25 protein-coding genes and 1 pseudogene are annotated in these 25,791 nt (G+C 72.6%); 13 read left to right on the forward strand and 13 right to left on the reverse strand.

Going from position 1 to position 25,791, the window contains the following annotated elements; all coding sequences use genetic code 11:
- Positions 1-96: 96 nt before the first annotated feature.
- From ACH4OW_RS10600 to ACH4OW_RS10610, 3 genes are all read left to right on the forward strand, one after another.
- Entirely contained in the window at positions 97-2,010 is a 1,914-nt protein-coding gene (locus ACH4OW_RS10600; RefSeq protein WP_398026588.1) for a beta-N-acetylglucosaminidase domain-containing protein, read from the forward strand.
- A 2-nt stretch (positions 2,011-2,012) separates the two neighbouring features.
- Complete coding sequence (locus ACH4OW_RS10605; protein ID WP_398026590.1) at positions 2,013-2,690, forward strand: transcriptional regulator; 678 nt, start codon at positions 2,013-2,015, stop codon at positions 2,688-2,690.
- Positions 2,691-2,791: 101 nt separating this feature from the next.
- Complete coding sequence (locus ACH4OW_RS10610) at positions 2,792-3,256, forward strand: hypothetical protein (RefSeq protein WP_398026592.1); 465 nt, start codon at positions 2,792-2,794, stop codon at positions 3,254-3,256.
- A gap of 42 nt (positions 3,257-3,298) precedes the next feature.
- On the opposite strand, the gene ACH4OW_RS10615 is transcribed toward ACH4OW_RS10610, so the two are convergent.
- A complete protein-coding gene (locus ACH4OW_RS10615) occupies positions 3,299-4,006 on the reverse strand; it encodes an RraA family protein (protein WP_360140518.1) in 708 nt (235 codons plus the stop codon).
- A gap of 58 nt (positions 4,007-4,064) precedes the next feature.
- On the opposite strand from ACH4OW_RS10615, the gene ACH4OW_RS10620 reads away from it, so the two are divergent.
- Entirely contained in the window at positions 4,065-5,492 is a 1,428-nt protein-coding gene (locus tag ACH4OW_RS10620) for an inositol monophosphatase family protein (RefSeq protein WP_398026594.1), read from the forward strand.
- An 11-nt stretch (positions 5,493-5,503) separates the two neighbouring features.
- On the opposite strand, the gene allB is transcribed toward ACH4OW_RS10620, so the two are convergent.
- Positions 5,504-6,853, reverse strand: coding sequence for an allantoinase AllB (gene allB / locus ACH4OW_RS10625; RefSeq protein WP_398026596.1), 1,350 nt, complete (start codon positions 6,851-6,853; stop codon positions 5,504-5,506).
- Positions 6,854-7,292: 439 nt separating this feature from the next.
- On the opposite strand from allB, the gene ACH4OW_RS10630 reads away from it, so the two are divergent.
- Complete coding sequence (locus ACH4OW_RS10630) at positions 7,293-8,096, forward strand: IclR family transcriptional regulator (RefSeq protein ID WP_398026598.1); 804 nt, start codon at positions 7,293-7,295, stop codon at positions 8,094-8,096.
- 77 nt (positions 8,097-8,173) lie between these two features.
- Here ACH4OW_RS10630 and ACH4OW_RS10635 read toward each other — a convergent pair whose 3' ends face one another.
- Entirely contained in the window at positions 8,174-8,491 is a 318-nt protein-coding gene (locus ACH4OW_RS10635) for a DUF5955 family protein (protein WP_360140506.1), read from the reverse strand.
- Between the two features lie 208 nt (positions 8,492-8,699).
- On the opposite strand from ACH4OW_RS10635, the gene ACH4OW_RS10640 reads away from it, so the two are divergent.
- From ACH4OW_RS10640 to ACH4OW_RS10655, 4 genes are all read left to right on the forward strand, one after another.
- Positions 8,700-9,359, forward strand: a complete 660-nt coding sequence (locus ACH4OW_RS10640) for an NTP transferase domain-containing protein (RefSeq protein ID WP_398026600.1) — start codon at positions 8,700-8,702, stop codon at positions 9,357-9,359.
- 235 nt (positions 9,360-9,594) lie between these two features.
- A complete protein-coding gene (gene aceB / locus ACH4OW_RS10645) occupies positions 9,595-11,223 on the forward strand; it encodes a malate synthase A (RefSeq protein WP_398026602.1) in 1,629 nt (542 codons plus the stop codon).
- A gap of 101 nt (positions 11,224-11,324) precedes the next feature.
- The gene (locus ACH4OW_RS10650; protein WP_398026604.1) at positions 11,325-12,071 is read left to right on the forward strand and encodes a VOC family protein; all 747 of its coding nucleotides are present in this window, start codon (positions 11,325-11,327) and stop codon (positions 12,069-12,071) included.
- Between the two features lie 111 nt (positions 12,072-12,182).
- Positions 12,183-12,449 (forward strand): SCO5918 family protein, encoded by a 267-nt coding sequence (locus tag ACH4OW_RS10655; protein ID WP_398026606.1) that lies wholly within the window; start codon positions 12,183-12,185, stop codon positions 12,447-12,449.
- A 38-nt stretch (positions 12,450-12,487) separates the two neighbouring features.
- Here the strand turns inward: ACH4OW_RS10655 and ACH4OW_RS10660 are convergent, their stop codons facing one another.
- The gene (locus tag ACH4OW_RS10660) at positions 12,488-14,017 is read right to left on the reverse strand and encodes a YfcC family protein (RefSeq protein ID WP_360140494.1); all 1,530 of its coding nucleotides are present in this window, start codon (positions 14,015-14,017) and stop codon (positions 12,488-12,490) included.
- Positions 14,014-15,465, reverse strand: coding sequence for a M20/M25/M40 family metallo-hydrolase (locus tag ACH4OW_RS10665; RefSeq protein ID WP_398026609.1), 1,452 nt, complete (start codon positions 15,463-15,465; stop codon positions 14,014-14,016). The genes ACH4OW_RS10660 and ACH4OW_RS10665 overlap by 4 nt, the downstream gene beginning before the upstream one ends.
- Positions 15,466-15,768: 303 nt before the next feature.
- On the opposite strand from ACH4OW_RS10665, the gene ACH4OW_RS10670 reads away from it, so the two are divergent.
- From ACH4OW_RS10670 to ACH4OW_RS10680, 3 genes are all read left to right on the forward strand, one after another.
- On the forward strand, positions 15,769-16,350 hold the full coding sequence (locus tag ACH4OW_RS10670) for a TetR/AcrR family transcriptional regulator (RefSeq protein ID WP_398026611.1): 582 nt from the start codon (positions 15,769-15,771) through the stop codon (positions 16,348-16,350).
- A 68-nt stretch (positions 16,351-16,418) separates the two neighbouring features.
- Complete coding sequence (locus ACH4OW_RS10675; protein ID WP_398026613.1) at positions 16,419-17,261, forward strand: GNAT family N-acetyltransferase; 843 nt, start codon at positions 16,419-16,421, stop codon at positions 17,259-17,261.
- 128 nt (positions 17,262-17,389) lie between these two features.
- The gene (locus tag ACH4OW_RS10680) at positions 17,390-18,256 is read left to right on the forward strand and encodes a chitosanase (RefSeq protein ID WP_360140485.1); all 867 of its coding nucleotides are present in this window, start codon (positions 17,390-17,392) and stop codon (positions 18,254-18,256) included.
- An 11-nt stretch (positions 18,257-18,267) separates the two neighbouring features.
- Here the strand turns inward: ACH4OW_RS10680 and ACH4OW_RS10685 are convergent, their stop codons facing one another.
- From ACH4OW_RS10685 to ACH4OW_RS10720, 8 genes are all read right to left on the reverse strand, one after another.
- Positions 18,268-19,683 (reverse strand): nucleobase:cation symporter-2 family protein, encoded by a 1,416-nt coding sequence (locus tag ACH4OW_RS10685; RefSeq protein ID WP_398026615.1) that lies wholly within the window; start codon positions 19,681-19,683, stop codon positions 18,268-18,270.
- A gap of 278 nt (positions 19,684-19,961) precedes the next feature.
- A complete protein-coding gene (locus ACH4OW_RS10690) occupies positions 19,962-21,356 on the reverse strand; it encodes an 8-oxoguanine deaminase (RefSeq protein ID WP_398026617.1) in 1,395 nt (464 codons plus the stop codon).
- Positions 21,357-21,401: 45 nt separating this feature from the next.
- Positions 21,402-22,805, reverse strand: a complete 1,404-nt coding sequence (locus ACH4OW_RS10695; RefSeq protein ID WP_360140476.1) for a nucleobase:cation symporter-2 family protein — start codon at positions 22,803-22,805, stop codon at positions 21,402-21,404.
- 84 nt (positions 22,806-22,889) lie between these two features.
- Entirely contained in the window at positions 22,890-23,813 is a 924-nt protein-coding gene (pucL, locus tag ACH4OW_RS10700; protein WP_360140473.1) for a factor-independent urate hydroxylase, read from the reverse strand.
- Between the two features lie 7 nt (positions 23,814-23,820).
- Positions 23,821-24,228 (reverse strand): hydroxyisourate hydrolase, encoded by a 408-nt coding sequence (gene uraH / locus ACH4OW_RS10705; protein ID WP_398026620.1) that lies wholly within the window; start codon positions 24,226-24,228, stop codon positions 23,821-23,823.
- Positions 24,225-24,767, reverse strand: a complete 543-nt coding sequence (gene uraD / locus ACH4OW_RS10710) for a 2-oxo-4-hydroxy-4-carboxy-5-ureidoimidazoline decarboxylase (protein ID WP_398026622.1) — start codon at positions 24,765-24,767, stop codon at positions 24,225-24,227. The genes uraH and uraD overlap by 4 nt, the downstream gene beginning before the upstream one ends.
- 171 nt (positions 24,768-24,938) lie before the next feature.
- Positions 24,939-25,319, reverse strand: coding sequence for a helix-turn-helix domain-containing protein (locus ACH4OW_RS10715; protein WP_360140464.1), 381 nt, complete (start codon positions 25,317-25,319; stop codon positions 24,939-24,941).
- Entirely contained in the window at positions 25,316-25,576 is a 261-nt protein-coding gene (locus ACH4OW_RS10720; RefSeq protein ID WP_398026653.1) for a hypothetical protein, read from the reverse strand. Before ACH4OW_RS10720 ends, ACH4OW_RS10715 begins: the two co-directional genes overlap by 4 nt.
- A 126-nt stretch (positions 25,577-25,702) precedes the next feature.
- Between ACH4OW_RS10720 and ACH4OW_RS10725 the strand changes: the two are divergent.
- A pseudogene (locus ACH4OW_RS10725) lies at positions 25,703-25,791 on the forward strand (hydroxypyruvate isomerase); the annotation flags it as partial.

A 25,791-nucleotide genomic window follows, 5' to 3' on the forward strand; every position in this document is an offset into this window, starting at 1 on the left:
TTGCCCTCCGGCCCCGCCGGGTGAACCCTGCTGTCGCTCGTCGCGCACGCACCACGGGAGTTCCGCGCACCTCGCCGTACCGAGGAGGACCGAAGGATGCACCGTACGCGCACGGCGGCCGCCACCGCCCTCGTCCTGTCCCTGGCCGTCGCCCCGCTGACCGTACCCGGGCCCGCGGGCGCCCGCGACCGGCCGCAGGCCGGGCCCGCCATCACTCCGGCGCCGCAGCACGTGCGCGGCCTCGGCGGCCGCGTCACGATCACACCGACCGTCACCGTCGTGGCCGGTCCGAACGCCGACGGACCTGCGCTGGAGGTCGTCGAGCACGCGCTGAGACGGGCGGGCGCCGAGCGGGTCGTACGGGACCGGCGGGCGCCCGGCGGCCCGGGGCTGACCGTGTACGTGGACGGCGCGGGCGCCGAGCGGGCCCTGTCCGACCTGGGCGAGAAAGGCAGCGCCGGGCTGCCCGCCGAGGGGTACGCGCTCGCCGTCGGCGGCGGCCGGATCGCCCTGGCCGGCGCGGACGCCACCGGCACGTACTACGCCGCCCAGTCCCTGCGCCAGCTCCTCCCGCACCGCGACCGCCCCGGCGCCCAGGTCCGCGGCACCGCCGTACGCGACTGGCCCGCCACCCCGCTGCGCGGCGTCATCGAGGGCTTCTACGGCACCCCCTGGTCCCACGCGGCGCGCCTGGACCAGCTCGACTTCTACGGCGCGCACAAGATGAACACCTACGTGTACTCGCCGAAGGACGACCCGTACCTGCGCGAGAAGTGGCGCTCGCCTTACCCGGCGGACCGGCTGGCACAGCTCAAGGAGCTGGTGGACCGGGCGCGGGCCCGGCACGTGGAGTTCAGTTACGCGCTCTCCCCCGGCCTGTCCGTCTGTTACGGCTCGGACGCCGACCTCAAGGCTCTGACCGGCAAGTTCCAGGCGCTGTGGGACATCGGCGTACGGACCTTCGCGGTGCCGCTGGACGACATCAGCTATACGGACTGGAACTGTGCGGCGGACAAGGAGCGCTTCGGCACCGGCGGGGGTGCCGCCGGTATGGCTCAGGCGCACCTCCTGAACCGCGTGAACCGGGAGTTCATCGCCACGCACCGGGGCGAGGGCGCGCAGCGGCTCCAGATGGTGCCGACCGAGTACTACGACGTACGGCAGACGCCCTACAAGGCGGCGCTGGCGACGCGGCTGGACCCGGACGTGCTCGTGGAGTGGACCGGCGTCGGTGTCGTCGCGCCGGTCATGACCGCCGCCCAGGCGCAGACGGCCCGGCGGGTCTTCGGCCACCCGATCCTGACCTGGGACAACTACCCGGTCAACGACTACGTGACCAGCCGGCTGCTGCTCGGCCCGTTCAACGGCCGGGAGAAGGGGCTGCCGGGCGGGCTGGCGGGGATCACCGCCAACCCGATGATCCAGCCCGCCGCCTCCAAGATCGCCCTGTTCACGGTCGCCGACTACGCCTGGAACGACCGCGCCTACGACCCCCGCGCCTCCTGGGCGGCGGCGCTCAGGGAACTGTCCGGCGGCGCCCCGCGCACCGAACGGGCCCTGCGCGCCTTCGCCGACGCCCACTACGGCTCCGCCCTGAACCCGCGGCAGTCACCGGAACTCGCCGCCGCGATCGAGCGCTTCCGGGACGACGGCGACACGGACCGCTTGGACGCGGCGCTCCGCGCGCTCGCCGGAGCCCCTGACGTGCTGCGCGCCGCCCTCCCGGACCGCGGCTTCGTCGCCGACAGCGGGCCGTGGTTGGACGCGACCGCCGCGTGGGGCCGTACCGCGCGCACGGCGCTGCGGATGGTGCGGGCGGCCCGCGCGGGCGACGAGGAGACCGCACGGCACCTGCGTCAGCAGCTCCCGGCCCTGGTCAAGGCGGCGACATCGCACGTCTATGTCGACATGGCCGGAAAACGGGTACCGGTACTGGTGGCGAACGGCGTCGTGGACACCTTCGTCGACGACGCGATCGCCGAGTACGACCGCACCGCCGGGAGGTCCTGACCATGGCTCGCGAGAACGACGCGCCGGGCGCGCACACCCCCGCGGCTCTCCTGGAAGAGGCCGTACGGGAGTTGGCGCCCGGGGCGGCGGACAACCCCCTCGTGGCGCGGATCGCCGCGGGCGAGGCGCCGCGCGGGGTGTTCACCGTGCTCGCCCTGGAGCAGCACCAGATCATCGCCGCCGACCGGCACAGCTTCCGGCACCTGGCACGGCGCGCCGACGGGGAGCCGCCGGTGCGGGCCTTCTTCGCGGCGCTGGTGGAGGGGGAGACGCAGGCGCTCGACGCGCTGGGCGGGCTCTCGGCGGCCTGCGGGCTGGACGAGGCGGCCGTGCGGGAGTACGAGCCGCGGCCCGGGTGCCAGGCGTACCCCTCGTACGTGGCGCGGCTGGCGCTGGAGGCGGAGCCCGCCGACGTGGTGATCGCCCTGGCCGCCAACTTCGCGGCCTGGGGCGGCTACTGCGCCACCGTCGCGCACGCGCTGCGTACCCGCTACGGATTCGCCGATCAGGCGTGCGCGTTCTTCGACTTCTTCGCCGAGCCCGCCGGGGAGGTCGCGGGCCTGGCCCGCGAAGCCGTCCGGCACGGCCTCGGCGCCGGACGGGTGACGCCCGGCCTCGCCCGGCGTTACGGCCGGCTCCTCCAGGCGTACGAGCTGATGTTCTGGAAGGCGATAGCGTAATAACCGTTCGGTATGAGGCCGGGCCGCCGGTTCGCGGAAAGGGGAATTCCTTTCTCCAATTCCCTCTGCAACGGGTCTCCTTGCTGCCAGAATGGCCGCTCATGTCCACTGGTCAGGGGAGCATCGTGAACCACCGCACCGCCATCGCCTTGTCTGCCGCCCTCGCCGCCGCCGCGGGCCTCACCGCGTGCGGCGGCGGAACCAAACAGGAGCCCGGCGCGGCCTCCTCGGCGCCGACGGCCGGTGCCTCGGCCGAGGCACCGCCCGCCAAGGCGATCGCCGACGCCGAGGCGCGGCAGGGCATTCCGCCGAAGCCGGACGCCACGACGCAGGCACGTTACATAGCCGCCCTGAACGCCATTTCCCCGGACATCGTGAGCGAGAAGCCGGAACGGGCGGTGAGCCGCGGCAGAAGCACCTGCGGCACGATCCACTCCTTCCCGAAGGACCACGCGAAGCAGGTGGACCAGACCCGGCAGCGTTTCTCCGGCGCGACGCAATTCAACGCGGCGCAGGCGGAGAAGATTCTGGCCGCGGTGCACACCCATCTGTGTCCGAAGAACTAACACGCGGTCCGGCGCGGGGCCGCCGGCCGGATTGCGGGGCCGCTATTCCTCCACGGCCCCGCCCACGGCCCGCAGGTGCTCGCGGAATGTCAGCGCCGGGTTCCGCCGGCGCTGCTCCAGGTAGGCGGGGAATCCCAGCTGGCGGCGCAGGGGAATGCCGGCCCTGACCCGGTCGGCCTGGCGGCGCTCGGTGTCGCGGATCGATTCCGCGAGCGCGAAGAGGTCACCGGCGCCGGCCGCCGGCAGGAAGAGCACCCCGTCGTCGTCGCCCAGGGCCAGGTCCGTACGGCGCACCGTCCACTCCCCCACCGTCGCGCTGTCCAGCGCGCCGTCGGGCCGGGCGTCCAGGCGCCGGGGGCCGGTCGGTGTCGCGCCCAGGCTGAACACCGGCAGCCCGATCTCGCGCAGGTCGGCCGTGTCGCGGTGCAGGCCCCAGACGACGATGCCGCCGAGCCCGGCGGCCGCGGCCTCCAGGGCGACGAGGTCGCCGACGCAGCTCTCGTCGGTCCGTCCCGCGTTGTCGGCCACCAGCACATCGCCGGGCGCGGCGTCCTCGAACGCTTCGAAGAAGACGTCGACGCTGCCCGCGTGCCGGGCGGGCAGCACCCGGCCGGCCAGCCGGCTGCCCGGTTCCAGGGGGCGCAGCGGCGGTGGCGCGCAGCGCACCGGGGTCCCCGCGCGCAGGCACGCGTCCGCGAGGTGGGCCGTGGTCAGCGCCGCGAACCGCCGTCGCAGCTCTTCGTGTTCCATGCGTCGACGGTAGCGCCGCCACCTCCGGCCCGTACCGGCTTCTGGTTAGGCTCGGGCCATGGATCACACCACCGGAGCCCCGTCCGTCCCGCCCGTCTCAAGGGAGTTGTTCACCTTCGCCGTCCGCCTGGCCCTACGCGCCGGCCGGCTGAGCGCCGAGGCGTTCCACGGCGACCGGCCGGCCGCGCGCAAGCCGGACGGCACCGAGGTGGCCTCCGCCGTGAGCGCCGTGGAGAGCTTCGTACGAAGCGAGTTGGCCGCGGCGTTCCCCGAGGACGCGGTGTTGTTCGGCGAGGACGCGGTGTCCGGCGAGGGGGCCGGGCAGCGGGCTGGGACCTCCGGGCGGCGCTGGGTGATCGGTCCGGTCGACGGCGCCCGGGAGTTCGCCGACCGGATGCCGACGTTCTCCTGCAACGTGGCCTACGAGGACGCGTACGGGCCCGCCGTCGGCATCGTGAACCTCCCGATGAGCCGGCAACTGGTGGCGGCCGGGCGCGGAATCGGCTGCCGGCTGCTGCTCGGCGAGGACCCGGACCCGCTGGAGGCGCTGCGGACCGGCCACGGGCGGCTGCGCGCCGGCTGCCGGACCGAGCTGAGCGGGGCCAGGACACAGGCGCGCAACATGGCGGAGTGGCCGGAGACCCTGCTGACGGCGCTGCACCGGCGGGTGTTCCTCGTCCCCGCCGGTGGCGGCGTGCTGGACGTGCTCGCCGGGCGGGCGGACGCCCTGGTGGTCGCGGGCCCCGCTCTGGGGTACGGGGGCCTCGCCCCGCTTCCCGTGATCGTCGCGGAGGGCGGCGGCCGGGTCACGGACCTGACCGGGGCGCCCGTCCTGGAGGGGGACGGTTCGGTGCTGATCACGAACGGGGCGCTGCACGACGAGTTCCTGGAGATCGTGGCCGCTTCCGGGGAGGGCCACGACGCCCGGGCGGTTCTGGCGGACCCGCATCCGGACTGGGCGGCCGGCGGGGCGGCGCTGTGCGCGGAGTTGCTGGCCGCGCTCGCCCCGGCGGCCGGGCGCGTCGAGCACATCGGGAGTACGTCCGTGCCCGGTATGGCCGCCAAGCCGGTCTTCGACCTCCAGGTGAGCGTCGCGGACCTGGAGGCGGCGGCCGACGCCTTCGACGCGCCGCTGGCGGCCCGGGGGTTCGTACGCTCGCCGTACGAGGCGGACCACGTACCGGCGGGCCGGGACGACGACCCGGCCCGCTGGGCCAAGCGGATGTGGTCGCGGCGCGGCGGCCCGGGGCCGGACGTCAACCTCCACGTCCGGCGGGCCGGATCGCCCAACGAGCGGCTGGCGCTGCTGTTCCGCGACTGGTTCCGCGCGCATCCCGAAGCGGTGCCCGCCTACGCCCGCTTCAAGCGCGAACTGGCGCACCGCACGGCGGACATGGGCAGCTACGCGGAGGTGAAGGACCCGGTGGTCGACCTGATCGTGGAGGTCGCGGAGCCGTGGGCGGCGGCCACCGGCTGGCGGCCGTAAAGGCAGCCGGGTCAGGCGCCCTGCGGGCCCGGCCGGTCCAGCAGCCGGCCGGACGGCTCGGACAGCGCGCCGCCGTCGTTGATCCGCCGACCGCGCAGCCAGGTGGACCGTACGACGCCGTGCAGCGTCCGTCCCGCGTACGCCGTGATCTTGTTGCGGTGCTGGAGCCCGGCCGGGTCGACGGTGAACGCCGCCTCGGGGTCGAGCACCGCGAAGTCGGCGTCCCGGCCCGGCTCGACGGCGCCCTTGTGGCGCAGGCCGACGAGGGCGGCCGGCGCGGTCGCCATCCAGCGGGCGACGTCGTCCAGCGTGTGGCCGCGCTCGCGCGCCGCGGTCCAGATCGCGGGCAGGCCGAGCTGGAGGGAGGAGATGCCGCCCCAGGCGTCGCCGAAGTCCGGGGTCTTGAGGTCGGCGGTGGACGGCGAGTGGTCGGAGACGACGCAGTCGATCGTGCCGTCGGCCAGTCCCCGCCACAGCGCGTCCTGGTTGGCCGCCTCGCGGATCGGCGGGCAGCACTTGAACTCGGTGGCGCCGTCCGGGATCTCCTCCGCGGTCAGGGTGAGGAAGTGCGGGCAGGTCTCGACGGTGATCCGTACGCCCTCGTCCTTGGCGGCGGCGATCAGCGGCAGCGCGTCGGAGGAGGAGAGGTGCAGGACGTGCACCCGCGCGTCGAGCCGCCGGGCGAGCGCGATCAGCCCGGCTATGGCGTCGTTCTCCGAGGCGCGGGGGCGGGAGGCGAGGAAGTCGGCGTACTTGGGGCCGTGCGGCTGCGGCGCGGCGGCCAGGTGGTCCGAGTCCTCGGCGTGCACGATCAGCAGTCCGCCGAAGCCGGCGATCTCGCCCAGCGCGGCGGCCAGCTGCTCCCGGTCCAGCTGCGGGAACTCGTCGACGCCGGACGGGGACAGGAAGCACTTGAAGCCGAACACTCCGGCGTCGTGCAGGGGGCGCAGTTCCTTGACGTTGCCGGGCACGGCGCCGCCCCAGAAGCCGACGTCGATGTGCGCCTTGGAGCGGGCGACCTCGCGCTTGGTGTGCAGGTTCGCCTCGGTGGTGGTGGGCGGCAGGCTGTTGAGGGGCATGTCGACGAGGGTGGTGATACCGCCGGCCGCGGCGGCGCGGGTGGCGGTCCAGAAGCCCTCCCACTCGGTGCGGCCGGGGTCGTTCACGTGGACGTGGGTGTCGACGAGGCCGGGCAGCAGGACGTCGTCGCCGAAGTCCTCGACCCGGGCCCCGGCCGGTACCGGGGCGTCGTGCGGGAGCACCGCCGCGATCTTCCCGTCCCGGACGGTGACGGTCGCCGCGCGCGTCCCCTGCGGGGTGACGACGCGTGTGGAGCGCAGCACCAGTTCGGTCTCGGACACCCGGTCCCCTCCTCGTGGGATTGCCGTGATGTTCCGCACCACGGAATTCAACGTTCTGTTGAAGGAGTCTTCACTCGGAGGCGCGAGCCCGTCAAGACCCCGCCACCCGGGTGGCGGTGGCCCGGAACACGCCGCGGCGGCGCCCGTGACCCTCCGGCGCGTGACGTGATTGCGCGGGCATCCCGGCGCTTGGAGGATTCCACAGAATGGATATCGAGTTTCGCTCAGCAGAACGTAGCTATGGCCACTGGCAGCGGGCACACCTCGCCGGTAGCGGCCCGCCCCGGCTTGAGCACGGGCTTTGACCGGCGCGAACGAGTGTGCGACAGGCCGTGTGTACGCCGCAGGAGACCGGTAGGCTGCTCCGGGTCGGTCCCGGCACCCGTACACCAGAGCCCTGCGCCGGGCCCGCCACCACCAGCCCCGAAAGGAACGCGTCGTGCCGCCGTCCAGCGCCAGCACTTCCGCCGCCGCAGCCAGGCCAGCAGCCGGCGGCGGTGGCGTCCAGTCCCTTGAGCGCGCCTTCGACCTGCTGGAGCGGATGGCCGACGCCGGCGGCGAGGTGGGCCTGAGCGAGCTGTCCACCAGCAGCGGCCTGCCGCTGCCCACCATCCACCGGCTCATGCGCACGCTCGTCGCCTGCGGCTACGTCCGCCAGCAGCCCAACCGCCGGTACGCGCTCGGCCCCCGGCTGATCCGCCTCGGCGAGAGCGCCTCGCGGCTGCTGGGCACCTGGGCCCGGCCGTACCTGGCGCGCGCGGTCGAGGAGACCGGCGAGACGGCCAACATGGCGCTGCTCGACGGCGACGAGATCGTATACGTGGCACAGGTGCCGTCCCGGCACGCGGTGCGGATGTTCACCGAGGTCGGGCGGCGGGTGCTGCCGCACTCGACGGGCGTGGGCAAGGCCCTGCTGGCGGGCCACCCGCCGGAGGAGGTGCGCGCGCTGCTCGGCCGCACCGGCATGCCGGCCGCGACCGAGAAGACGATCACGGACCCGGACGCGTTCCTCGACGCTCTCGAAGAGGTCCGCCGGCTCGGGTACGCGATGGACGACAACGAGCAGGAGATCGGCGTCCGGTGCATCGCGGTGCCGGTGCCCGACTCCCCCACCGCGGCGGCCATCTCCATCTCCGGCCCGACGGGACGGGTGACCGAGGCGGCGACCGACAAGATCGTCCCGGTGCTCCAGGAGATCGCGGCCGAGCTGTCCGTGGCGCTGGCCAACCAGAACCCGGCGTAGCGGGACACGCCCCGGGCGCCACCCGGACCCCGGACACCGTCCGGGGTCCTGTTCCGTCCGGGCCTCCGGCCGGGGCCTCAGAGGCCGCGCGGCAGCTCCTTGTACAGGTCGATCAGCTCCCGCAGGTCCCTCAGGGCGGGCCCCAGCGCGCTGACCGAACCGACCGCCCCCGCGATCAGCAGGAGGGACCGGCGCAGCCGGGCGACCTCCGGGTCCCCCGCGCCCACCAGGGCGTCCAGCGCGGCCAGTTCGTCGTCAGCGGCCGAACGGTCCGGCAACTCGCCCGGCAGCACGGCCAGTTCGCGGCGCATCCGGTCCACCGCACCGCGCAGCGCCACGGCCAGCGGGTCCTCCTCGAACCCCGTCCTTCGCCTGTGCTCCTGCCTCTGTTCCACAACGACGGCATCCTCCATGGCCGTTGACCCCGCCCCGCGACGCGGGCCAGTTAACGCCACCCCGTGCGGCCCGCGCCACACGGAGAGCGAAATCAGGATCACCGAATTCCGACGGGCGCACGGCACCGCCATGCGGTACCGTCCGCATCCCGGCCGGCACCGCCCCGCCACCCCCCTGCCGCGCCGGCCCATGAGGTAAGCAGGGCCCATGGCACACACCGAACCTTCCGCCCCCGGCACCTCCCCCGCCCGCCCGGTCGCCGGGCTGCTGCTCGCCGCGGGCGGCGGGCGGCGGCTGGGCGGCCGCCCCAAGGCCCTGCTGGACTACCGCGGACGGCCGCTGGTCGAGAACGCGGCACGGGTGCTGCGCGAGGGCGGCTGCCGTCCGGTGCACATCGTCCTGGGCGCGGCGGCCGGGACCGTGCGGGAGCGGGCCGACCTCGCGGCGTACGAGACGGCCGAGAACCCCGACTGGGCGCACGGCATGGGCTCCTCGCTGCGCGTCGGCCTGGCATCGCTGGCGGGTTCCGGGGCGGGTGCGGCGCTGGTCTCCCTGGTGGACCAGCCGGGCATCGGCGCGGCGGCGGTGGCGCGCGTGATCGCCGCGTACGAGGGCGGCGCCGATCTGGTCGCGGCGGCGTACGGCGGGCGGCGCGGGCACCCGGTGCTGTTCGGCGCCGGGCGCTGGGCGGCGGTGGCGGCCGGTGCGGCCGGGGACCGCGGGGCGCGCGCCTATCTGCGGGAGCACGAGGCGGCGGTCTCGCTCGTCGAGTGTTCGGACGTGGCCGAGCCGTACGACATCGACACGCCGGAGGACCTGTTCCGGCTGGCATCGCCGGACGTGCCGGGGACGGGTGGAGGACGGTGACCTGATGGCACTCGGCGATGGCACTCGGCGTCATTCGATCACCGCTTGTGTCGACGAAGAGAATCTCGACATCAACAAACCATTGAAGTTCCGCGATAAGGAAACTACTCTCCACTGGTCAGAAGCGCCCTGAACCCCACCGGCGCCCGCGACCGCCGGCCGGAGCCCGCGGCACCCCGTGCCGCGCACACGCCCCGGCGGCCCCGGGCACCGCCGCCGAACGGAGTGACAGCTCATGTCCGCACCAGCGCCGTCCCCGCTGGCCATCGTCGACGTCGACCCCGCCGCCGCCCCCGCCCGCCAGGACGAGATCCTCACCAGGGCCGCACTGGACTTCGTCGCCGAACTCCACCGCCGGTTCACCCCGCGCCGCGACGAGCTGCTCGCCCGCCGCGGCGAGCGCCGCGCAGAGATCGCCCGCACCGCCACCCTCGACTTCCTCCCGGAGACCGCGCAGGTCCGCGCCGACGACGACTGGCGGGTCGCGCCGGCGCCCGCCGCGCTGAACGACCGCCGGGTGGAGATCACCGGCCCCACCGACCGCAAGATGACCATCAACGCGCTCAACTCCGGCGCCAAGGTCTGGCTCGCCGACTTCGAGGATGCCTCCGCCCCCACCTGGGCGAACGTCATCGGCGGCCAGGTCAACCTGATCGACGCCTACGAGCGAAGGATCGACTTCACCGACCCGGCCAGCGGCAAGTCGTACGCCCTCAAGCCCGCGGCGGAACTGGCGACCGTCGTCGTCCGGCCGCGCGGCTGGCACCTGGACGAGCGCCACCTCCGGCTCGACGGCACGCCGGTCCCCGGCGCACTGGTCGACTTCGGCCTCTACTTCTTCCACAACGCCCGGCGCCTGCTGGACCTCGGCAAGGGCCCGTACTTCTACCTGCCCAAGACGGAGTCGTACCTGGAGGCCCGCCTCTGGAACGAGATCTTCGTCTTCGCGCAGGACTACGTGGGCATCGAGCAGGGCACCATCCGCGCCACCGTCCTCATCGAGACCATCACCGCCGCGTACGAGATGGAGGAGATCCTCTACGAGCTGCGCGACCACGCCTCGGGCCTCAACGCGGGCCGCTGGGACTACCTCTTCTCCATCGTGAAGAACTTCCGTGACGGCGGCGAGAAGTTCGTGCTGCCGGACCGCAACGCGGTCACCATGACGGCGCCCTTCATGCGCGCGTACACCGAACTCCTCGTCCGCACGTGCCACAAGCGCGGCGCGCACGCGATCGGCGGCATGGCGGCGTTCATCCCCAACCGCCGGGACCCCGAGGCCAACGAGAAGGCGCTCGCCAAGGTCCGCGCGGACAAGGACCGCGAGGCCGGCGACGGCTTCGACGGCTCCTGGGTCGCCCACCCCGACCTGGTGCCGGTCGCCCGCGCCTCCTTCGACGCGGTCCTCGGCGACAAGCCGCACCAGAAGGACCGGCTGCGCGAGGACGTCTCGGTCTCGGCCGCCGACCTCATCGCCGTCGACTCCCTCGACGCCAGGCCCACTTACCAGGGGCTGGTCGACGCCGTCCAGGTCGGCACCCGCTACATCGAGGCGTGGCTGCGGGGCCTCGGCGCGGTCGCCATCTTCGGCCTGATGGAGGACGCGGCCACCGCCGAGATCTCCCGTTCGCAGATCTGGCAGTGGGTCGACGCGGGCGTCGTGTTCGAGAACGGCGAGCAGGCCACGGCGGACCTGGTCCGCAAGATCGCGGCCCGTGAACTGGCCGCCATCCGCGCGGAGCTCGGCGACGAAGCCTTCGCCGCCGGCAAGTGGCAGCAGGCCCACGACCTCCTCCTGAAGGTCGCCCTGGACACCGACTACGCGGCGTTCCTGACCCTGCCGGCGTACGAACTGCTGGACTGACGCCGCTCCCCGCCCCGGGGCCCGTGCGTACCGGATCTCCGCGCGTACGGGCCCCGCACCACCCTGAGTTAGGGTTACCTAACCTACTCTGGAGGGTGTCCATGACCGCGCCGCGCTTCGACCATCTCCTGCACTGCGTCCCCGAAGTGTCCCCCGTCGTACGGGAGTACACGGAGGCCGGGCTGCCCGCGCACACCAACCCGGTGCACGAGGGCTTCCAGAACGGGGCCTGGCGGCTGGACGACCGGTACGTCGAAATCCTCACCGTCGTGGACCGCGCGGCCTACGCGCCCTCCGCGTTCGGCCGGGCCACCGCGGCGTGGATGCCCCGCATCGACGCGCTGCTGGCCGCCGGGGGCGGCCCGTTGAACTTCGCGGTCAAGGTCGCCGACACGCGCGCCACCGCCGAACGCCTGCGCCGCGACGGCCACCGGGTCGACGTGCACGCATTCTCGTTCCTCGAAGGCCGCGTCACCTTCCAGGAAGCCATGCTGGAGGACGCACCGGCCTGGGCCCCGTTCTTCATCACGTACGACACCGACCCCGCGCTCCGCCGCGAGCACGAAGCGTCCGGGCGCATCGACCGCGGCGCCTTCGACCTCGCCGGCATCGTCGTGGAGACGCCCGACCCGCGCCGGTCCGCCGCCTGGCTGGGCGCGCTCACCGGCGTCCCGATGGACGCGGACGGCACCGTCGTACCGCTCGACGGCGGCGGGGTGCACTTCGCCGCCGGCCCGGCCGACCGGATCACCACACTGCTCCTGGCGGGTGACAACCCGCCGCGCACCGAGATCGCCGGGCTGCGGATACGCGGCACGTCCGAGGCGGACGCGCACCCGCCGCGGTGACCCGAACGGATGCCCGGGCGGCGAACTCAGCGGTGATCGGGACCCTCCGGCACGCGGTTCCCGTGAGAGGGTGGGGGCTCGGGCTCCATTCCTGCTCACCCTTGTCGAGGCATGATGCGTGTCACCATCGCCGGCGTTTTCTTCTACCTCCAGCCGAACGAGGTGGAGCAGAAGATGAGCGCGGTCGTACCGGAGCCCGTCACCGGCGACTCCGTGCTCATCGGATCGGTCGCCTATCCCGTCAAGCAGGTCGGGCGGATCGTGACCGGCCAGGACACCCGGGATTTCAGTGCCGGTGAGATGGTGCGGGCGCTGCGCCAGCTCGGGTTCACCTGCCGGCCGCGGCCCGCTTCGGCCGAGCCGTCCGCCCTCATGTGACGGCCCGGGCCGCGGGGGCCGCGACCGGCGGCCCCCGTTCACGTCATCGCCGCTCCCAGCCCCACGAACGCGCAGACGAGGACGGCGAGCAGGGCCAGCAACGGCCAGACGAACCGCAGGTACTTGTTGTAGCCGACCTTGGCCAGCGAGACGCCGCCCATGATGACGGCGGTGGTGGGCACCCACAGGTTCATCCAGCCGCTGGCCGCCTGCCAGGCCGTGACGACCACCGCGCGCGAGACGTGCGCGAAGTCGGCCAGCGGCGCCAGGATCGGCATGGCGAGGGTGGCGTGTCCCGACGTGGACGGGATGAGGAAGGCCAGCGGCAGGTTGACGACGTAGACCATGATGCCGAAGAGGGCGGACGGGGTACCGGAGACGACGCCCTCGACGGCATGCAGCACGGTGTCCGTAATGCGCGAATTGTTCATGATCGTCGTCACTCCCCGCGCGAGGACGATCACCAGGGCAGGTGAGACGAACTCGCCGACGCCCTGCACGAACGTGGAGCTGAGCCGCCGCTCCCCCATCCGCGCGAGGATGCCGACGAGGACCGAGGCCGCGATGAACAGGGCGGCCAGCTGGGGGAAGGACCAGTCCAGCTCGAAGGCGTACGGCGCGGCGTCGGCATCCCCGGTGAGGGCCCCGGCCCACGGGATGACCGAAAAGATCATGAAGGCGAAGACCAGCGCCACGGTGACCAGCACGGTCTTGTGCAACCCGGTCAGCGGCGGCGGCTCCACCGCGTCCTCGCCGGTCTGCGCGTGCTCGCGGTCGCCGGGCAGGAAGCCGACGAGGGAGCGCGCCGGATCGGCCCGTACGCGGCGCGCGTAGCGGACGACGTAGGCGATGGTGACGCCGGTGAGGACCAGCCACATCGCCACCCGCAGCACGATGCCGTCGCCCAGCGAGATGTCGGCGGCCGAGGAGGCGACACCGGTGGCGAAGGGATTGACGGTGGAGCACAGCACCCCGACCCCGGCGCCCAGGATGATCGTGCCGGTGGCGACCATCCGGTCGTAGCCGAGCGCCAGCATCAGGGGCACGACCAGGCCGTAGAAGCCGAGCGTCTCCTCGGCGAACCCCTCGACCGTGCCGAGGAGCGAGAAGACCGTCATCACGCCCGCGATCAGCAGCGCGCCGCGCTCGCGCAGCCGGTGGGCGAGGCGGCCGATGCCGCGGTCCAGCGCGCCGGTGGAGAAGACGACCGTGATGAACGCGCCGATGGCGAGGACGAAGAGGAACACGCCGGCGCTGCCGTACAGTTCGCCGGCCATGGTCGGGCCGACCTGCCCGGTCTTGGCGTCCTGCACGCCGTACAGGCCGTTGACCGGGGAGAGGAAGAGGTCGTTCAGCCGGTCGGTGAAGGACTGGCCGGAAGGGGCCCGGTGGTACGTGCCCTGGAGCGGGGTGCCCTCGCCGTCGCGGTCGTAGGTGCCGGAGGGGATGAAGAAGGCCAGCACCCAGACCGCGAGGGTCACGACGACCAGGACGGTCAGTGCGCTGGGGAAGGCGAACCTGCGCTTGGGGGACGCCGGTGCTCCGCCGTCGGGCGCCGGTGTGCTCATGTGGCGCCCCCGGCGCGGAACGCGGCGGCGTACTCGCGCATGAAGACGGTCTCCGCCAGCACCGCGCCGCGCAGTTCCGAGAGCAGCACCCGTTCGTTGGGCGCGTGCAGGTTGCACTGTTTGTCCTCGGCGCCGAAGAGCAGGATCTCGGCGCCGGGAACGGCCCGCGCGAGGCCGTTGACGAGCGGGATGGAGCCGCCGGTGGCGGCGTGGGCGACGGGCGCTCCCCAGGCGCGGCGCAGCGCGGTCTCCGCCGCGCGGTAGGCGGGGCCGCCGGTGCGGGCCTCGAAGCCGGCGCCCGCGTCGCCGGGCGTCACGGTCAGCGCGACGCCGAACGGCCGCAGCCCTTCCAGGTGCCGGACGAGCGCGCCGAGGGCCTCCTCGGGGTCCTGGCGAGGGTGGATGCGCAGGTTGAGCTTGGCGCGGGCGTAGGGGACGACGGCCGAAGCGGCGTGGTCGACGGAGGGCGCGTCCAGGCCCATCACGGTGACGGCGGGGCCGCTCCACAGGCGTTCGCCCAGGCCGCCGGAGCCGATGAGCGGCATGCCGGCCCGGACGCCGGCCAGGTCGCGGAACTCCGTCTCGGTGAAGGCGCTGCCGGCCCACTCCTCGCGGCGCAGGCCCTCGACGGCGACGTTGCCGTGCGCGTCGTGCAGGGTGGCCAGGGCGTTGACGAGGGCGAGCAGCGCGTCGGGCGCCGCACCCCCGTACTCGCCGCTGTGCACGGCCTCGTCCAGCGTGCGGACCTCGACGGTCAGCTCGGCGGCGCCGCGGAGCGCGGTGGTCAGGGTGGGCGTGCCGGCGCGGAGGTTGCCGGTGTCACCGATGATCATCGCGTCGCAGGCGAAGCGTTCGGGGTCGGTGGGCGGGTAGTCGTCGAAGGGGCTGCCGTACTCCTCCTGGCCCTCGAAGAGGATCTTGATGCCGACCGGGGGCCGGCCGCCGTACGCGCGCAGCATGCCGAGGTGCACGAGGAGGTTGGCCTTGCAGTCGGCGATGCCGCGGGCACGGATGGCGGGGCCGCCGTGCGGGTCGTCGAAGTCGGTGGGCTCGAACGGCGGCGAGGCCCACAGGGCCGGGTCGCCCGGCGGCTGGACGTCGTAGTGGCCGTAGAGGAGGACGGTGGGGGCGTCCGGGGTGGGCGGCGCGATGGTGCCGGTGACGACCGGCGCGGTGTCGGGGAGGTTCAGTTCGCCGAGGTCGGTGACGCCGGCGGAGCGCAGCAGGGCCAGGAGTTCGTCGCGCGCCGCGAGGACCGGCCCGGACGGGTAGCCGGGAAAGGCGACCGAGGGAATCGCCGCGAGCCGCTTGAGGTCGTCGCACAGGTCGGACATCAGCTCTTCGACGGTGGCTTCGAGGTCGTCGTGGGCCGCTCCTGGCGGCACCGTGCCACCCGTGGGCCCGGTCTCCGGCCGCCGGTCGTGCGCTTGCTGGGCGTTCGGGTCCACCGCGGAACCCCTCTCCGTGGCGCCGGGCGCTCACTTGACTGACTTTCAGGGCCAAGGCAGCATATCGGCGCAAAACGCCGCTGCCCGTAGGGCGCGACGCCCCTCAGACCGGCGGTCGTCCGCCGCCGATGATCATACGTACGCAGCACCGCCGCCACGTGGGGACTCGCCCGCCGAGCGCACCCCAACTCCCGCCGGTACCGCCGCCGACGACGGCCGCCGTACACGGTTTCCGCTCCATTTCCACGCGGTACTATGTTTATAGTGATCGCCACTACGAACACGGTAAAGGGAGCGCGCAGGGTGGCACGACGGCGGGAGCAGGTGCTGGACGCGGCGGTCGGGGTGCTGGGGGGCGAGGGGGCCCGGCGGCTGACGTATCAGGCGGTGGATGCCGCGGCGGGAGTGCCGTCGGGCACCACCTCCAACTACTTCCGCAACCGCGCCGCCCTGATCGACGGCATCGTCGACCACCTCCAGGCATGGGAGCGCCGCGACTGGGAGGAGTTCGCCCGGCAGGCCGACCCGGCGGACGTACCCGAACTCGCCGACACCGTCACCCGCTTCCTCCGGTACGCGACCGGCCCCGGGCGCGCGCGGACCGCCGCCCGCTTCGCCCTCTACCTGGAGGCTTCGGCCCGGCCCGAGCTGCGGGCGCCGCTCACCCGCGGGCGGCAGGCCGTCGCCGGCTGGGGCTCGGAGTGGATGCGGCGCTTCGGGTCGCCGACGCCGCAGCGGCACTGCGAGCTGCTCCTCGACTACCTCGACGGCGTCGCCTTCCACCAAGTCGCTTTCCCCGCAGCGGACTTCGACCCGGGGCCCGGCGTCAGCGAACTGCTCACCCGACTGCTCGGCTCGCCCGCGGAGCCGCCCGCGGAGCTTTGACGGCCGCCGCGCCACGCCGTGGCCGAATTCCGTGGCCTCCGGCCCGCCCCCTGTGGTGAAGTGCGCCGGTGACCACATACGAAGCCGAGCGAGGACGAGCCGCCGCCTATCGCGCGGCGTACGACGAGCAGCTGCGCGGCCGCGGGTTCGCGCCGGGCACGCCGGGGACCGAGCGGGTCGGCCCCGTCGTGCGCAGAACGCTCCCCGGGCAGGGCGGGCTGATCCTCTACCGGGACCTGGGCGGGCTGGAAGGGGACGCGCTGGACGCGTTCATCGCCGCCCAGCGTGACCACTTCGCCGCCCGCGGCCTGCCGGTCGAGTGGAAGTACCACGGCCACGACCTGCCGGCCGACCTGCCGGAGCGGCTGGCAGCGGCCGGTTTCACGCCGGGCGAGCGCGAGACGGTCGTCGTCGGCGAGGCGGCGTCGGTCGCCGCGCAGCACGGGGGCGTACCGCTGCCCGAGGGCGTACGGCTGCGCGACGTGACCGGGCGTGAGGACTTCGAGCGCATCCGGGAGCTGTCCGAGACGGTCTGGGCCGACGACCGGAGCTGGCTGCCGCCGGCGATGGAGGAGTGGGTGGCGGGCCGGGACGGCGACCCGTGCACGGTGACCGTGGCGGAGTCGCTGGCGGGCGAGGTGGTGTCGGCCGCGTGGGTGCGCTTCCACCGGCACACCGAGTTCGCCTCGCTGTGGGGCGGCTCCACGCTGCCCAACTGGCGGGGCCGGGGCCTCTACCGCGCCCTGGTCGCGCACCGGGCCGCGCTCGCCTTGGCGCGCGGGTTCGGGTACGTGCAGGTCGACGCCCTGGAGTCCAGCCGCCCGATCCTCGAACGGCTGGGGCTGGTCGGTGCCGCCACGACCGTCCCGTACACCTGGCAGCCGGCGGCCGGCGGTGGCAAGGGCCGGTAACGCGCCGGACGTTGGCGGGAACTGACGGGTTACGGTCCTCGGCGGAGTCTGATAGGAAAGGTTCCTAACGATTGGGGAGCCTCCCCAGTCACCCCGGCCACCCGGCCCGCTACCGACCGGAGGACACCATGCGTGCCCGATCCATAGGCAAAGCGATCCGCAAGCCCGCCGTCCGCCTCGCCCTCGGCCTCGCCCTGGTCGCCGTACCGGTGACCGCCGTGGCCGCCACGGCGGCCCCCGCCACCGGCCAGACCGCGGCCGCGCCCCGCAGCGCCCCCAGAGCCGCGGCCGGGCTGGACGACCCGGCGAAGAAGGAGATCGCCATGCAGCTGGTCTCCAGCGCCGAGAACTCCTCGCTGGAGTGGAAGAAGCAGTACAAGTACATCGAGGACATCAAGGACGGCCGCGGCTACACCGCCGGCATCATCGGCTTCTGTTCCGGTACGGGCGACATGCTCGACCTCGTCGAGCTGTACACCAAGCGCAAGCCCGGCAACATCCTCGCGAAGTACCTGCCCGCGCTGCGCAAGGTCAACGGCAGCGACTCGCACGCCGGCCTGGACCCGAACTTCAAGAAGGACTGGGAGAAGGCCGCCCAGGACCCGGCCTTCCAGCAGGCCCAGAACGACGAGCGCGACCGGGTCTACTTCGACCCCGCGGTCAAGCAGGGCAAGGCCGACAAGATCGGCGTGCTCGGCCAGTTCGCGTACTACGACGCGCTCGTCATGCACGGCGACGGCAGCGACAAGACCAGCTTCTCCAACATCCGCAAGCGGGCCCTGGCCAAGGCCAAGACACCCGCCCAGGGGGGCGACGAGAAGACCTACCTCGACGCCTTCCTGGACGCCCGGGTGTGGGCGATGAAGCAGGAGGAGGCGCACAGCGACACCAGCCGCGTGGACACCGCGCAGCGCGTCTTCCTCAAGAAGGGCAACCTGAACCTGAACCCGCCGCTGGACTGGAAGGTGTACGGGGAGCCGTTCCACATCGGGTGACGGCGGCCCGGTCAGTGCGCGGGCGCCGGTCGAGAGTCCGGCGTGCCGCGCTCCGGCTGCTGCGGGATCACCTCCAGGGGAGGTTCGCCGCGCCGCTTGCCGAGGTGGTTGAAGGCGAGGTTGAGCACGATGGCGACGATGCAGCCGGTGCTGATGCCGGAGTCCAGGACGACCAGCATGTCCTTGGGGAAGTCGTGGTAGAAGCGCGGCGCCGCGATCGGTATCAGGCCGATGCCGACCGCCGCCGCGACGATCAGCGCGTTCTCGCCCTTGTCCATGGCGGCCGTGGCCAGGGTCTGGATGCCGCTGGCGGCGACCGACCCGAACAGCACGATGCCGGCGCCGCCGAGGACCGGCAGCGGGACCAGGGAGATGACCGATGCGGCGACCGGGCTCAGGCCCAGCACGACCAGGATGAGCCCGCCGGTGGCGACGACGAACCGGCTGCGTACCCCGGTCATCGCGACCAGGCCGATGTTCTGCGCGAAGGCGCTGTTGGCGAAGCCGTTGAAGAGCGGGCTTACGGCGGTGCCGAGGGTGTCGGCGCGCAGGCCGCCCGCTATGGTGCGCTCGTCCGCCGGCCGGTCCACGATCTTGCCGAGGGCGAGCATGTCGGCGGTGGACTCGGTCATGCAGACGAGCATCACTATGCACATCGATATCACGGCGGCGGCGTCGAACTGCGGCGCGCCGAAGTGGAACGGCGTCGGGAAGCCGACCGGGCCCGCCTGGGTGATCGCGCCGAAGTCGGTGATGCCGACGGGGATCGCGAGCAGCGTGCCGGCGACCAGGCCGAGCAGGATCGAGATCTGCCGGAGGAAGCCGCGCAGCACCCGCCGCAGGACGAGCACGATCACGAACGTGAGCGCCGCCATGCCGATGTTGGTCAGCGAACCGTAGTCGCGGGCCCGCGCGTTGCCGCCCTGGGACCAGTTGAAGGCCACGGGCAGCAGTGACACGCCGATCAGGGTGATGACGGTGCCGGTGACGACCGGCGGGAAGAACCGCACCAGCTTGGAGAAGTAGGGGGCCAGGAGGAAGCCGAGGACCCCGGCCACGATCACCGCGCCGAAGATGACGGGCAGCGCGTCCCCGGGGCCCTGCGCCGCGCCGATGGCGACCATCGGGGTGACGCCGGCGAAGGAGACGCCGTTGACGAACGGCAGCCTGGCGCCGATCTTCCAGAAGCCGAGCGTTTGCAGGAGGGTGGCGAGGCCGGCGGTGAAGAGGCTGGCGCCCATCAGGAAGGCGGTCCCGGCGGGCCCGAGCCCGCAGGCCGGGCCGACGATCATCGGCGGGGCCACCACGCCCGCGTACATCGCGGCCACGTGCTGCAGGCCGCTGGTGAACATCTTGAAGGGCGGGAGGGTCGCGTCGACCGGATGCTTCCGGTCGCCCTGTGCCGTCCGCCCTGGGCTTGCGGCCACTGCGGGCCTCCTTCGATTCCTGCGCCGCCCGGGAGGGGCGGCGCGATGCTGTCACGGAGGTCGTGCGTCGGTGCGGTGGGGCAGCGGTCCGCGCTTGTGGCGCGTGATACGGCATGACGGTTCGTCATGTGTGTACGGGTGGGTGCGGGTTGCCGGCCCGGGGGCACGAAGTGGCCTCCGTGCCCCCGGGTTACGGCGCTTGTGGGTCCCCGCTCGGATCCACAAGCCCGGCCGGGGCCGTCCCCCCGGCCGGAGTCTCGGGCAGCGCCGGGCGGGGATCAGCCCTCGGCGGCGATGCGTGCCAGGCGCCGGGCCTCGGACCGCGCGGTGCGGGCGACGGTCTCCTCGTCGACGTTGACGAGCCGGCCGTCCTCGACCACCGGCGCGCCGTCGACCAGGGACAGGGTGACGGGCGCCGCGGCGCCGAAGACCAGCGCGGTGACCGGGTCGGCGATGGTGGAGTGGGCCAGGCCGTCCAGCTTCCACAGCACCAGGTCGGCCAGCTTGCCGGCCTCCAGGGAGCCGATCTCGGCCGTGCGGCCCAGCACCTGCGCGCCACCGTAGGTGCCCAGGCGCAGCGCCTTGCGGGCGTCGAGGGCGGCTTCCCGGTGCGCGCCGAGCCGGTTGATCAGCAGCGCGTTGCGCAGTTCGGTATGGAGTTCGCCGCTCTCGTTGGAGGCGGTGCCGTCCACGCCGAGGCCCACCGGTACGCCCGCCGCGAGCATGTCGGGGACGCGGGCGATGCCGGCGCCGAGCCGCGCGTTGGAGGACGGGCAGTGGGCGACGCCGGTCTTCGTCCGGGCGAAGGCGGCGATGTCGGAGTCGTTCATGTGGACGCAGTGCGCCATCCACACGTCCTCGCCGAGCCAGCCGGTCGATGCGAAGTAGTCGGTCGGCCCCATGCCGAACAGCTCGTGGCAGAACTTCTCCTCCTCGACCGTCTCCGAGCCGTGGGTGTGCATCCGCACGCCCTTGCGGCGGGCCAGTTCGGCGCCCTGCCGCAAAAGTTCGGTCGAGATGGAGAACGGTGAGCAGGGGGCCACGGCGATGTGCACCATGGAGCCGAAGGAGGCGTCGTGGTGGGTGTCGATGGCCTCCTCCGTGGCCTTCAACGCGCCCTCGGTGGTCTCGACGGCGAAGTCCGGCGGCAGTCCCCCGTCCTTCTGGCTGCGGTCCATCGAGCCGCGGGCCAGGGTGATCCGGGCGCCGATCTCCCGGGCGGCGGCCAGTTCGGCGCCGACCAGGTCGCCGGAGCCGCGCGGGAAGACGTAGTGGTGGTCGGAGGCGGTGGTGACGCCGCCCTTGACCATCATGGCCAGCGAGCCCTGGGTGGCGGCGGCGAGCATCGGCGCGTCGATGCGGGCCCAGGTCGGGTAGAGGGCCACCAGCCAGTTGAAGAGGTTGTGGTCGGTGGCCAGGCCGCGGGTGATCCACTGGTAGAAGTGGTGGTGGGTGTTGACCAGGCCGGGGGTGACGAGGTGGCCCGTGCCGTCGATACGGCGGACGACGTTCTCCAGGCCCTCGGGTGCCTTGCCCGCGCCCACCGATTCGATGAGGTTGCCGGCAACGACGACGTGGCCCGAGGCGTACTCGGTGTCGCGGGCGTCGACGGTCGCGACGGCGCAGTTCTCGATGACGATGCGCTGCTTCACCGTGCGGTCAGGGGCTGCCATGGTGCTTCCTCTTGCTTCCTGTAGGGGTTCGGGCACGGCAGGGCCCTACGGGATTTGAGTGCCGGAGCCGGGTGCGGCGGCTGACAGTACCGCCGCCCCTTTGGTGCTCCGGGTGCCGAGATGGTGGAAGAACAGGTTGAGCAGGACCGCGACGAGCGCCCCGGCGCTGATGCCGGAGCCGAGCACGGTCTGTGCCCAGGCGGGGAAGTCCTCGTAGAACGTCGGGGCGGCGAGCGGGATGATGCCCGCGCCCAGCGAGACGGCCACCAGGATGATGTTGGAGCTGTCGTCGAGGCCGGCTTCGGCGAGCGTGCGGATGCCGCTGACCGCGATCGAGCCGAACAGGACGATGCCGGCGCCGCCGAGTACGGGCATCGGCACGAGGTTGACGACCGCGCCCAGGACGGGGAACGCGCCGAGGACGAGCAGGGTGGCGCCCGCGACGGCGACGACGTAGCGGCTGCGCACCCGGGTCAGCGAGACCACGCCGACGTTCTGCGCGAAGGCGCTGGTGGGGAAGCCGCCGAAGACCGGCCCTACGAGGGTGGCGAGGCCGTCGGTGCGCAGGCCGCGGGTGATGGTCGGCCCCGTCGTACGCCGTTCGCAGATCTCGCCGAGGGCGAGCATCCCGGCGGCGGACTCGGTCATCAGGACCAGCATGACGATGCACAGGGACAGCACGGCGGCGGGCTGGAACTCCGGCGCGCCGAAGGCGAAAGGGGTGGGCAGCGCGACGACGGGGGCCTCGCCCAGCGCGTCGAAGCTCGCCATGCCGAACGGGACCGCGGCGAGGGTGCCGGCGACGAGGCCCAGCAGCAGGGCGATCTGCTTGACGAAGCCGCGGGTGAAGCGCTGGATGAGCAGGATCACCACGAGCGTGAAGGCGGCCAGCGCCAGGTACTTCATGGAGCCGAAGTCGGCGGCCTCCTTGTTGCCGCCCTGCGCCCAGCCGACCGGTACGGGCATCAGGGTGACGCCGATGAGCGTGATGACGACTCCGGTGACCAGCGGCGGGAAGTAGCGCAGCAGCCTGCCGAAGAACGGGCCGACGGCCAGGCAGAAGGCGCCGGCGACCATCACGGCCCCGTATATGGCGGGCAGTTGGTGGCCCTTGGCGGTGGTCTCGGCGATGGCGAGCATCGGGGTGATGCCGGCCGAGGAGGCGGCGTTGACGAACGGCAGCCGGTTGCCGGCGAACTTCCCGGCGCCCAGGGTCTGCAGGAGGGTCGCGAGCCCGGCGATCAGGAGGCTGGCGGCGATCAGCCGGGTGCGGCCCGCGGTGTCCAGGCCGGTGGCCTGGCCGATGATGAGCGGAGGGGTGACGACGCCGGCGTACATGGCGGCGATGTGCTGGAGGGCGGCGGGGACGAGCCGCTTGGGGGCCGGCTTCTCGTCCACCGGGTGGACCGGTGGGACGGGGTGTTTCTCAACGTGCGGTGGCTGTGCCATGGGTCGTTCCCCTCAGGATTCGCGGGCCCCTCCCGCTGCGGGACGGGGAGGGGGCGGCGAGGCACGGCGCTGCGTCGGGAGCCGTCAGAGGTTGGTCAGATCCGTGGGGATCTCGGCTTCGACACCGTCGCGCAGGACAGTGGCTTCTATCAGGCCGTACGGGCGGTCCGCCGCGTAGTAGACCTCATGGTCGTTCTTCAACCCGAACGGCTCCAGGTCCACCAGGAAGTGGTGCTTGTTCGGCAGCGAGAACCGCACCTCGTCGATCTCCGCGCGGTTGTTGATGATCCGCGAGCCCATCTGGTACAGGGTCTGCTGGAGCGAGAGGCTGTAGGTCTCCGCGAAGGCGTCCAGCATGTGCTTCTTGACCTGGGCGTACGAGCGCTCCCAGTTGGGCATGCGCTGGTCGTCGTCGGTCCAGTTGAACCGCCACCGGCCGGACACCTCGGTGGCCAGGATGCGGTCGTACGCCTCCTTGAGCGTCGTGTACTTGTCCTTGATGTAGCCCCAGAACTCGGAGTTGGTGGAGTTCATCACGACCAGGTCCTTCAAGCCCGAGACGACCTGCCACCGCGCACCGTCGTAGGTGATCTGCGTCAGCCGGGTCTCCTGGCCCTTGCGGACGAAGGAGTGCCTGACCTCGTCGGCGCCGATGAACTTGGCGTTGGCCTCCGAGGTCTCGATGCGCTCCCAGGAGTACTCCTCGATGCGGATGCGGGCCCGGTGGATCGGCTCCTGGCTGGTGACGAAGTGCCGGGCCAGGTGGATGCCGAACTGCTCGGCCGATTCGATGCCGTGTTCCTTGGCGAAGGCGTACACGGTGTTCTTGGTCGTGTCGGTGGGCAGGCAGTGGGCGTTGGAGCCGGAGAGGTGGACCTCTTCGAGGTCGCCGGAGAGCGCGACCGAGACGTTCAGGTCCTTGATGTGGTGGGTGTCGCCGTCCCGGGTGATGCGGACGACGCGGTTTTCCGCCTTGCCGTACTGGTTCTGGCCGAGAATCGTGGGCATGTCGGTGCTAGCTCCCTCGGTATACGGAGTAGCCGAACGGGTTGAGCAGCAGCGGTACGTGGTAGTGCTCACCCGGTGTGACGGCAAAGGTGATCGCCACCTCCGGGAAGAAAGCTCCGCTGTCCCTTACGCGGGGGGCGTCCTGCTGTTCCTCGGCTTGCTGGTCGGCCTTGCTGGCGAGGTACGCCTCGGTCTCGAAGTCCAGGCGTACGTGGGTGGTGCCCTCCGGCAGCGCCGGCAGGTCCTTGCAGCGCCCGTCCGCGTCGGTCCTGGAGGCGCCGTGTGCGCTCCAGTCCCCGTCGCGTCCGGCGCGTACCGAGAGCGTGAGGGCGACGCCCTCGGCGGGACGGCCCACGCTGGTGTCCAGGATGTGCGTGGACACCGACGTCTCGTGCGCGGCCGTCTCGCTGCTCATGGTCTGGCTCCTTCTGCGGCGTCTGCCGGGTCCGCCGCGTCGTCGACGAGGCGGCCCAGCCGGATGCGGTTGATCATGCCCAGTTCCCTGCGAACGATCTCGCGTTCTTGTTCCGGCGTGTTGTCCAGCCGGTTACGGGCGGCGTCGCGCAGCTGCTCACCGGTGCGGCCGGTGGCGCAGATCAGGAAGACATGCCCGAACTTCTCCTGGTAGGCGAGGTTCAGTTCGAGCATCTCCGCCTTGAGGGCGTCCCCGGCCTCGGACATCCCCCGCTGTTCGCGGGAGGAGGTCGCGTCGCCCGGCGTGGGCCGGCCGATGGGCGGGTGCCCGGCCATCGCCTCGGCCAGGTCCGCCGCGGTCAGCTCGGCCGTGGCGGCGTCGCTGGCGGCGTACAGGGCGTCGGTGGTGGCGTACGGGCGCCGGGCGAGGAGCCTGCTCCCCCACGCTTCGCTGGCGCACGCCTCGCGCAGTGCGGCACGGGCCTCACTGACAGCGGCGGCGTTGAACCGGGTGAGACCCGGCGTCGGATTCGAAGACACGGGAAGCCTCCGTGGCCTGGTGCTGAACGGGCGCTGCTTGGCTGGAAACAGCTAAGACCTCCGGCAACATCACGTCAACACTTTGTTGAAAAGTCGGCAACAAGAAAGCCGCCGTCCGGTTCGCCCGGACGGCGGCATGTGCGCAAGTGCCCAACGGGCACCACTTCTGGGTCAGTCGGCACCCTTCGCCGCGTTGTCCCTGTTCAGGTAGTTGTAAACGGTGAAGCGGCTGACGCCGAGCGCGCCGGCGACCGTCTCGACCCCGTGCCGCACGGAGAAGGCGCCGCGCTGCTCCAGGATCCGCACCACCGACTGCTTGGTCCTGCGGTCCAGGTCGGAGAGCGGCATGCCGTGCCGGCGGCGGAGCTCGGCGAGGAGGTGGTCCAGGGAATCCGACAGGTGCGGCAGCCGTACGGCCACCCGGTCCTGCCCCTCCCAGGCCAGGACCACATCGTCACCCCGGGCCTGCTCCGGCGCGACCAGCTCCGCGCCCATGGCGTCCACCAGCGGCTTGACCGCCTGGACGAACGGGTGGTCGGCGGGCTCGGTCACGTGGCGTCCTCCGCGTCCCGCGCGATCACGTTGACCTGGAGGGAGACCCGGGTGGCGCCGGCCTCCAGGGACCTGCGCAGCAGCGCGTCCACCGCGGCGAGCACCTTCTGCCCCTCGCCCTCGGCGGTGTTGCCGAACGGGCCGACATCCACGGCGTCCAGCCCCGCGCCCGTGACGATCTCGCGCCCCACGACCGCGTGGGCGGGCGCTTCGTCCAGATCGAACGGTTCCGTCGTGAATTCCACTCGCAATCGCACCATGCCCCCAAAGTAGCGCCGCCGGGCCGCCCTCCGTCCCGGCCTCTTGACAGGTCACGAGATCCGCGGGCAATGTTCCAACAAGCAGAAAGATAGTTCCGTAATACGGAAGGTGCGCTCTCCCTCATGGGTTTCTCGGACGCGCGTTTCAACGTCAACCTGTCGATCCTGTTCACCGAGCTGCCGCTGCTGGAACGGCCGGCGGCGGCCGCCGC

Source organism: Streptomyces sp. NPDC017056 (genome assembly GCF_044332485.1).
Classification (GTDB): domain Bacteria; phylum Actinomycetota; class Actinomycetes; order Streptomycetales; family Streptomycetaceae; genus Streptomyces.

What these genes read in the sequence shown, in the direction of transcription:
- ACH4OW_RS10600 (WP_398026588.1), top strand. Translation starts at nt 97, where the DNA reads ATGCACCGTACGCGCACGGCGGCCGCCACCGCCCTCGTCCTGTCCCTG.
- ACH4OW_RS10605 (WP_398026590.1), top strand. Translation starts at nt 2,013, where the DNA reads ATGGCTCGCGAGAACGACGCGCCGGGCGCGCACACCCCCGCGGCTCTC.
- ACH4OW_RS10610 (WP_398026592.1), top strand. Translation starts at nt 2,792, where the DNA reads ATGTCCACTGGTCAGGGGAGCATCGTGAACCACCGCACCGCCATCGCC.
- ACH4OW_RS10615 (WP_360140518.1), bottom strand. Translation starts at nt 4,006, where the DNA reads ATGGAACACGAAGAGCTGCGACGGCGGTTCGCGGCGCTGACCACGGCC.
- ACH4OW_RS10620 (WP_398026594.1), top strand. Translation starts at nt 4,065, where the DNA reads ATGGATCACACCACCGGAGCCCCGTCCGTCCCGCCCGTCTCAAGGGAG.
- ACH4OW_RS10640 (WP_398026600.1), top strand. Translation starts at nt 8,700, where the DNA reads ATGGCACACACCGAACCTTCCGCCCCCGGCACCTCCCCCGCCCGCCCG.
- aceB (WP_398026602.1), top strand. Translation starts at nt 9,595, where the DNA reads ATGTCCGCACCAGCGCCGTCCCCGCTGGCCATCGTCGACGTCGACCCC.
- ACH4OW_RS10650 (WP_398026604.1), top strand. Translation starts at nt 11,325, where the DNA reads ATGACCGCGCCGCGCTTCGACCATCTCCTGCACTGCGTCCCCGAAGTG.
- ACH4OW_RS10655 (WP_398026606.1), top strand. Translation starts at nt 12,183, where the DNA reads ATGATGCGTGTCACCATCGCCGGCGTTTTCTTCTACCTCCAGCCGAAC.
- ACH4OW_RS10660 (WP_360140494.1), bottom strand. Translation starts at nt 14,017, where the DNA reads ATGAGCACACCGGCGCCCGACGGCGGAGCACCGGCGTCCCCCAAGCGC.
- ACH4OW_RS10680 (WP_360140485.1), top strand. Translation starts at nt 17,390, where the DNA reads ATGCGTGCCCGATCCATAGGCAAAGCGATCCGCAAGCCCGCCGTCCGC.
- ACH4OW_RS10690 (WP_398026617.1), bottom strand. Translation starts at nt 21,356, where the DNA reads ATGGCAGCCCCTGACCGCACGGTGAAGCAGCGCATCGTCATCGAGAAC.
- ACH4OW_RS10695 (WP_360140476.1), bottom strand. Translation starts at nt 22,805, where the DNA reads ATGGCACAGCCACCGCACGTTGAGAAACACCCCGTCCCACCGGTCCAC.
- pucL (WP_360140473.1), bottom strand. Translation starts at nt 23,813, where the DNA reads ATGCCCACGATTCTCGGCCAGAACCAGTACGGCAAGGCGGAAAACCGC.
- uraH (WP_398026620.1), bottom strand. Translation starts at nt 24,228, where the DNA reads ATGAGCAGCGAGACGGCCGCGCACGAGACGTCGGTGTCCACGCACATC.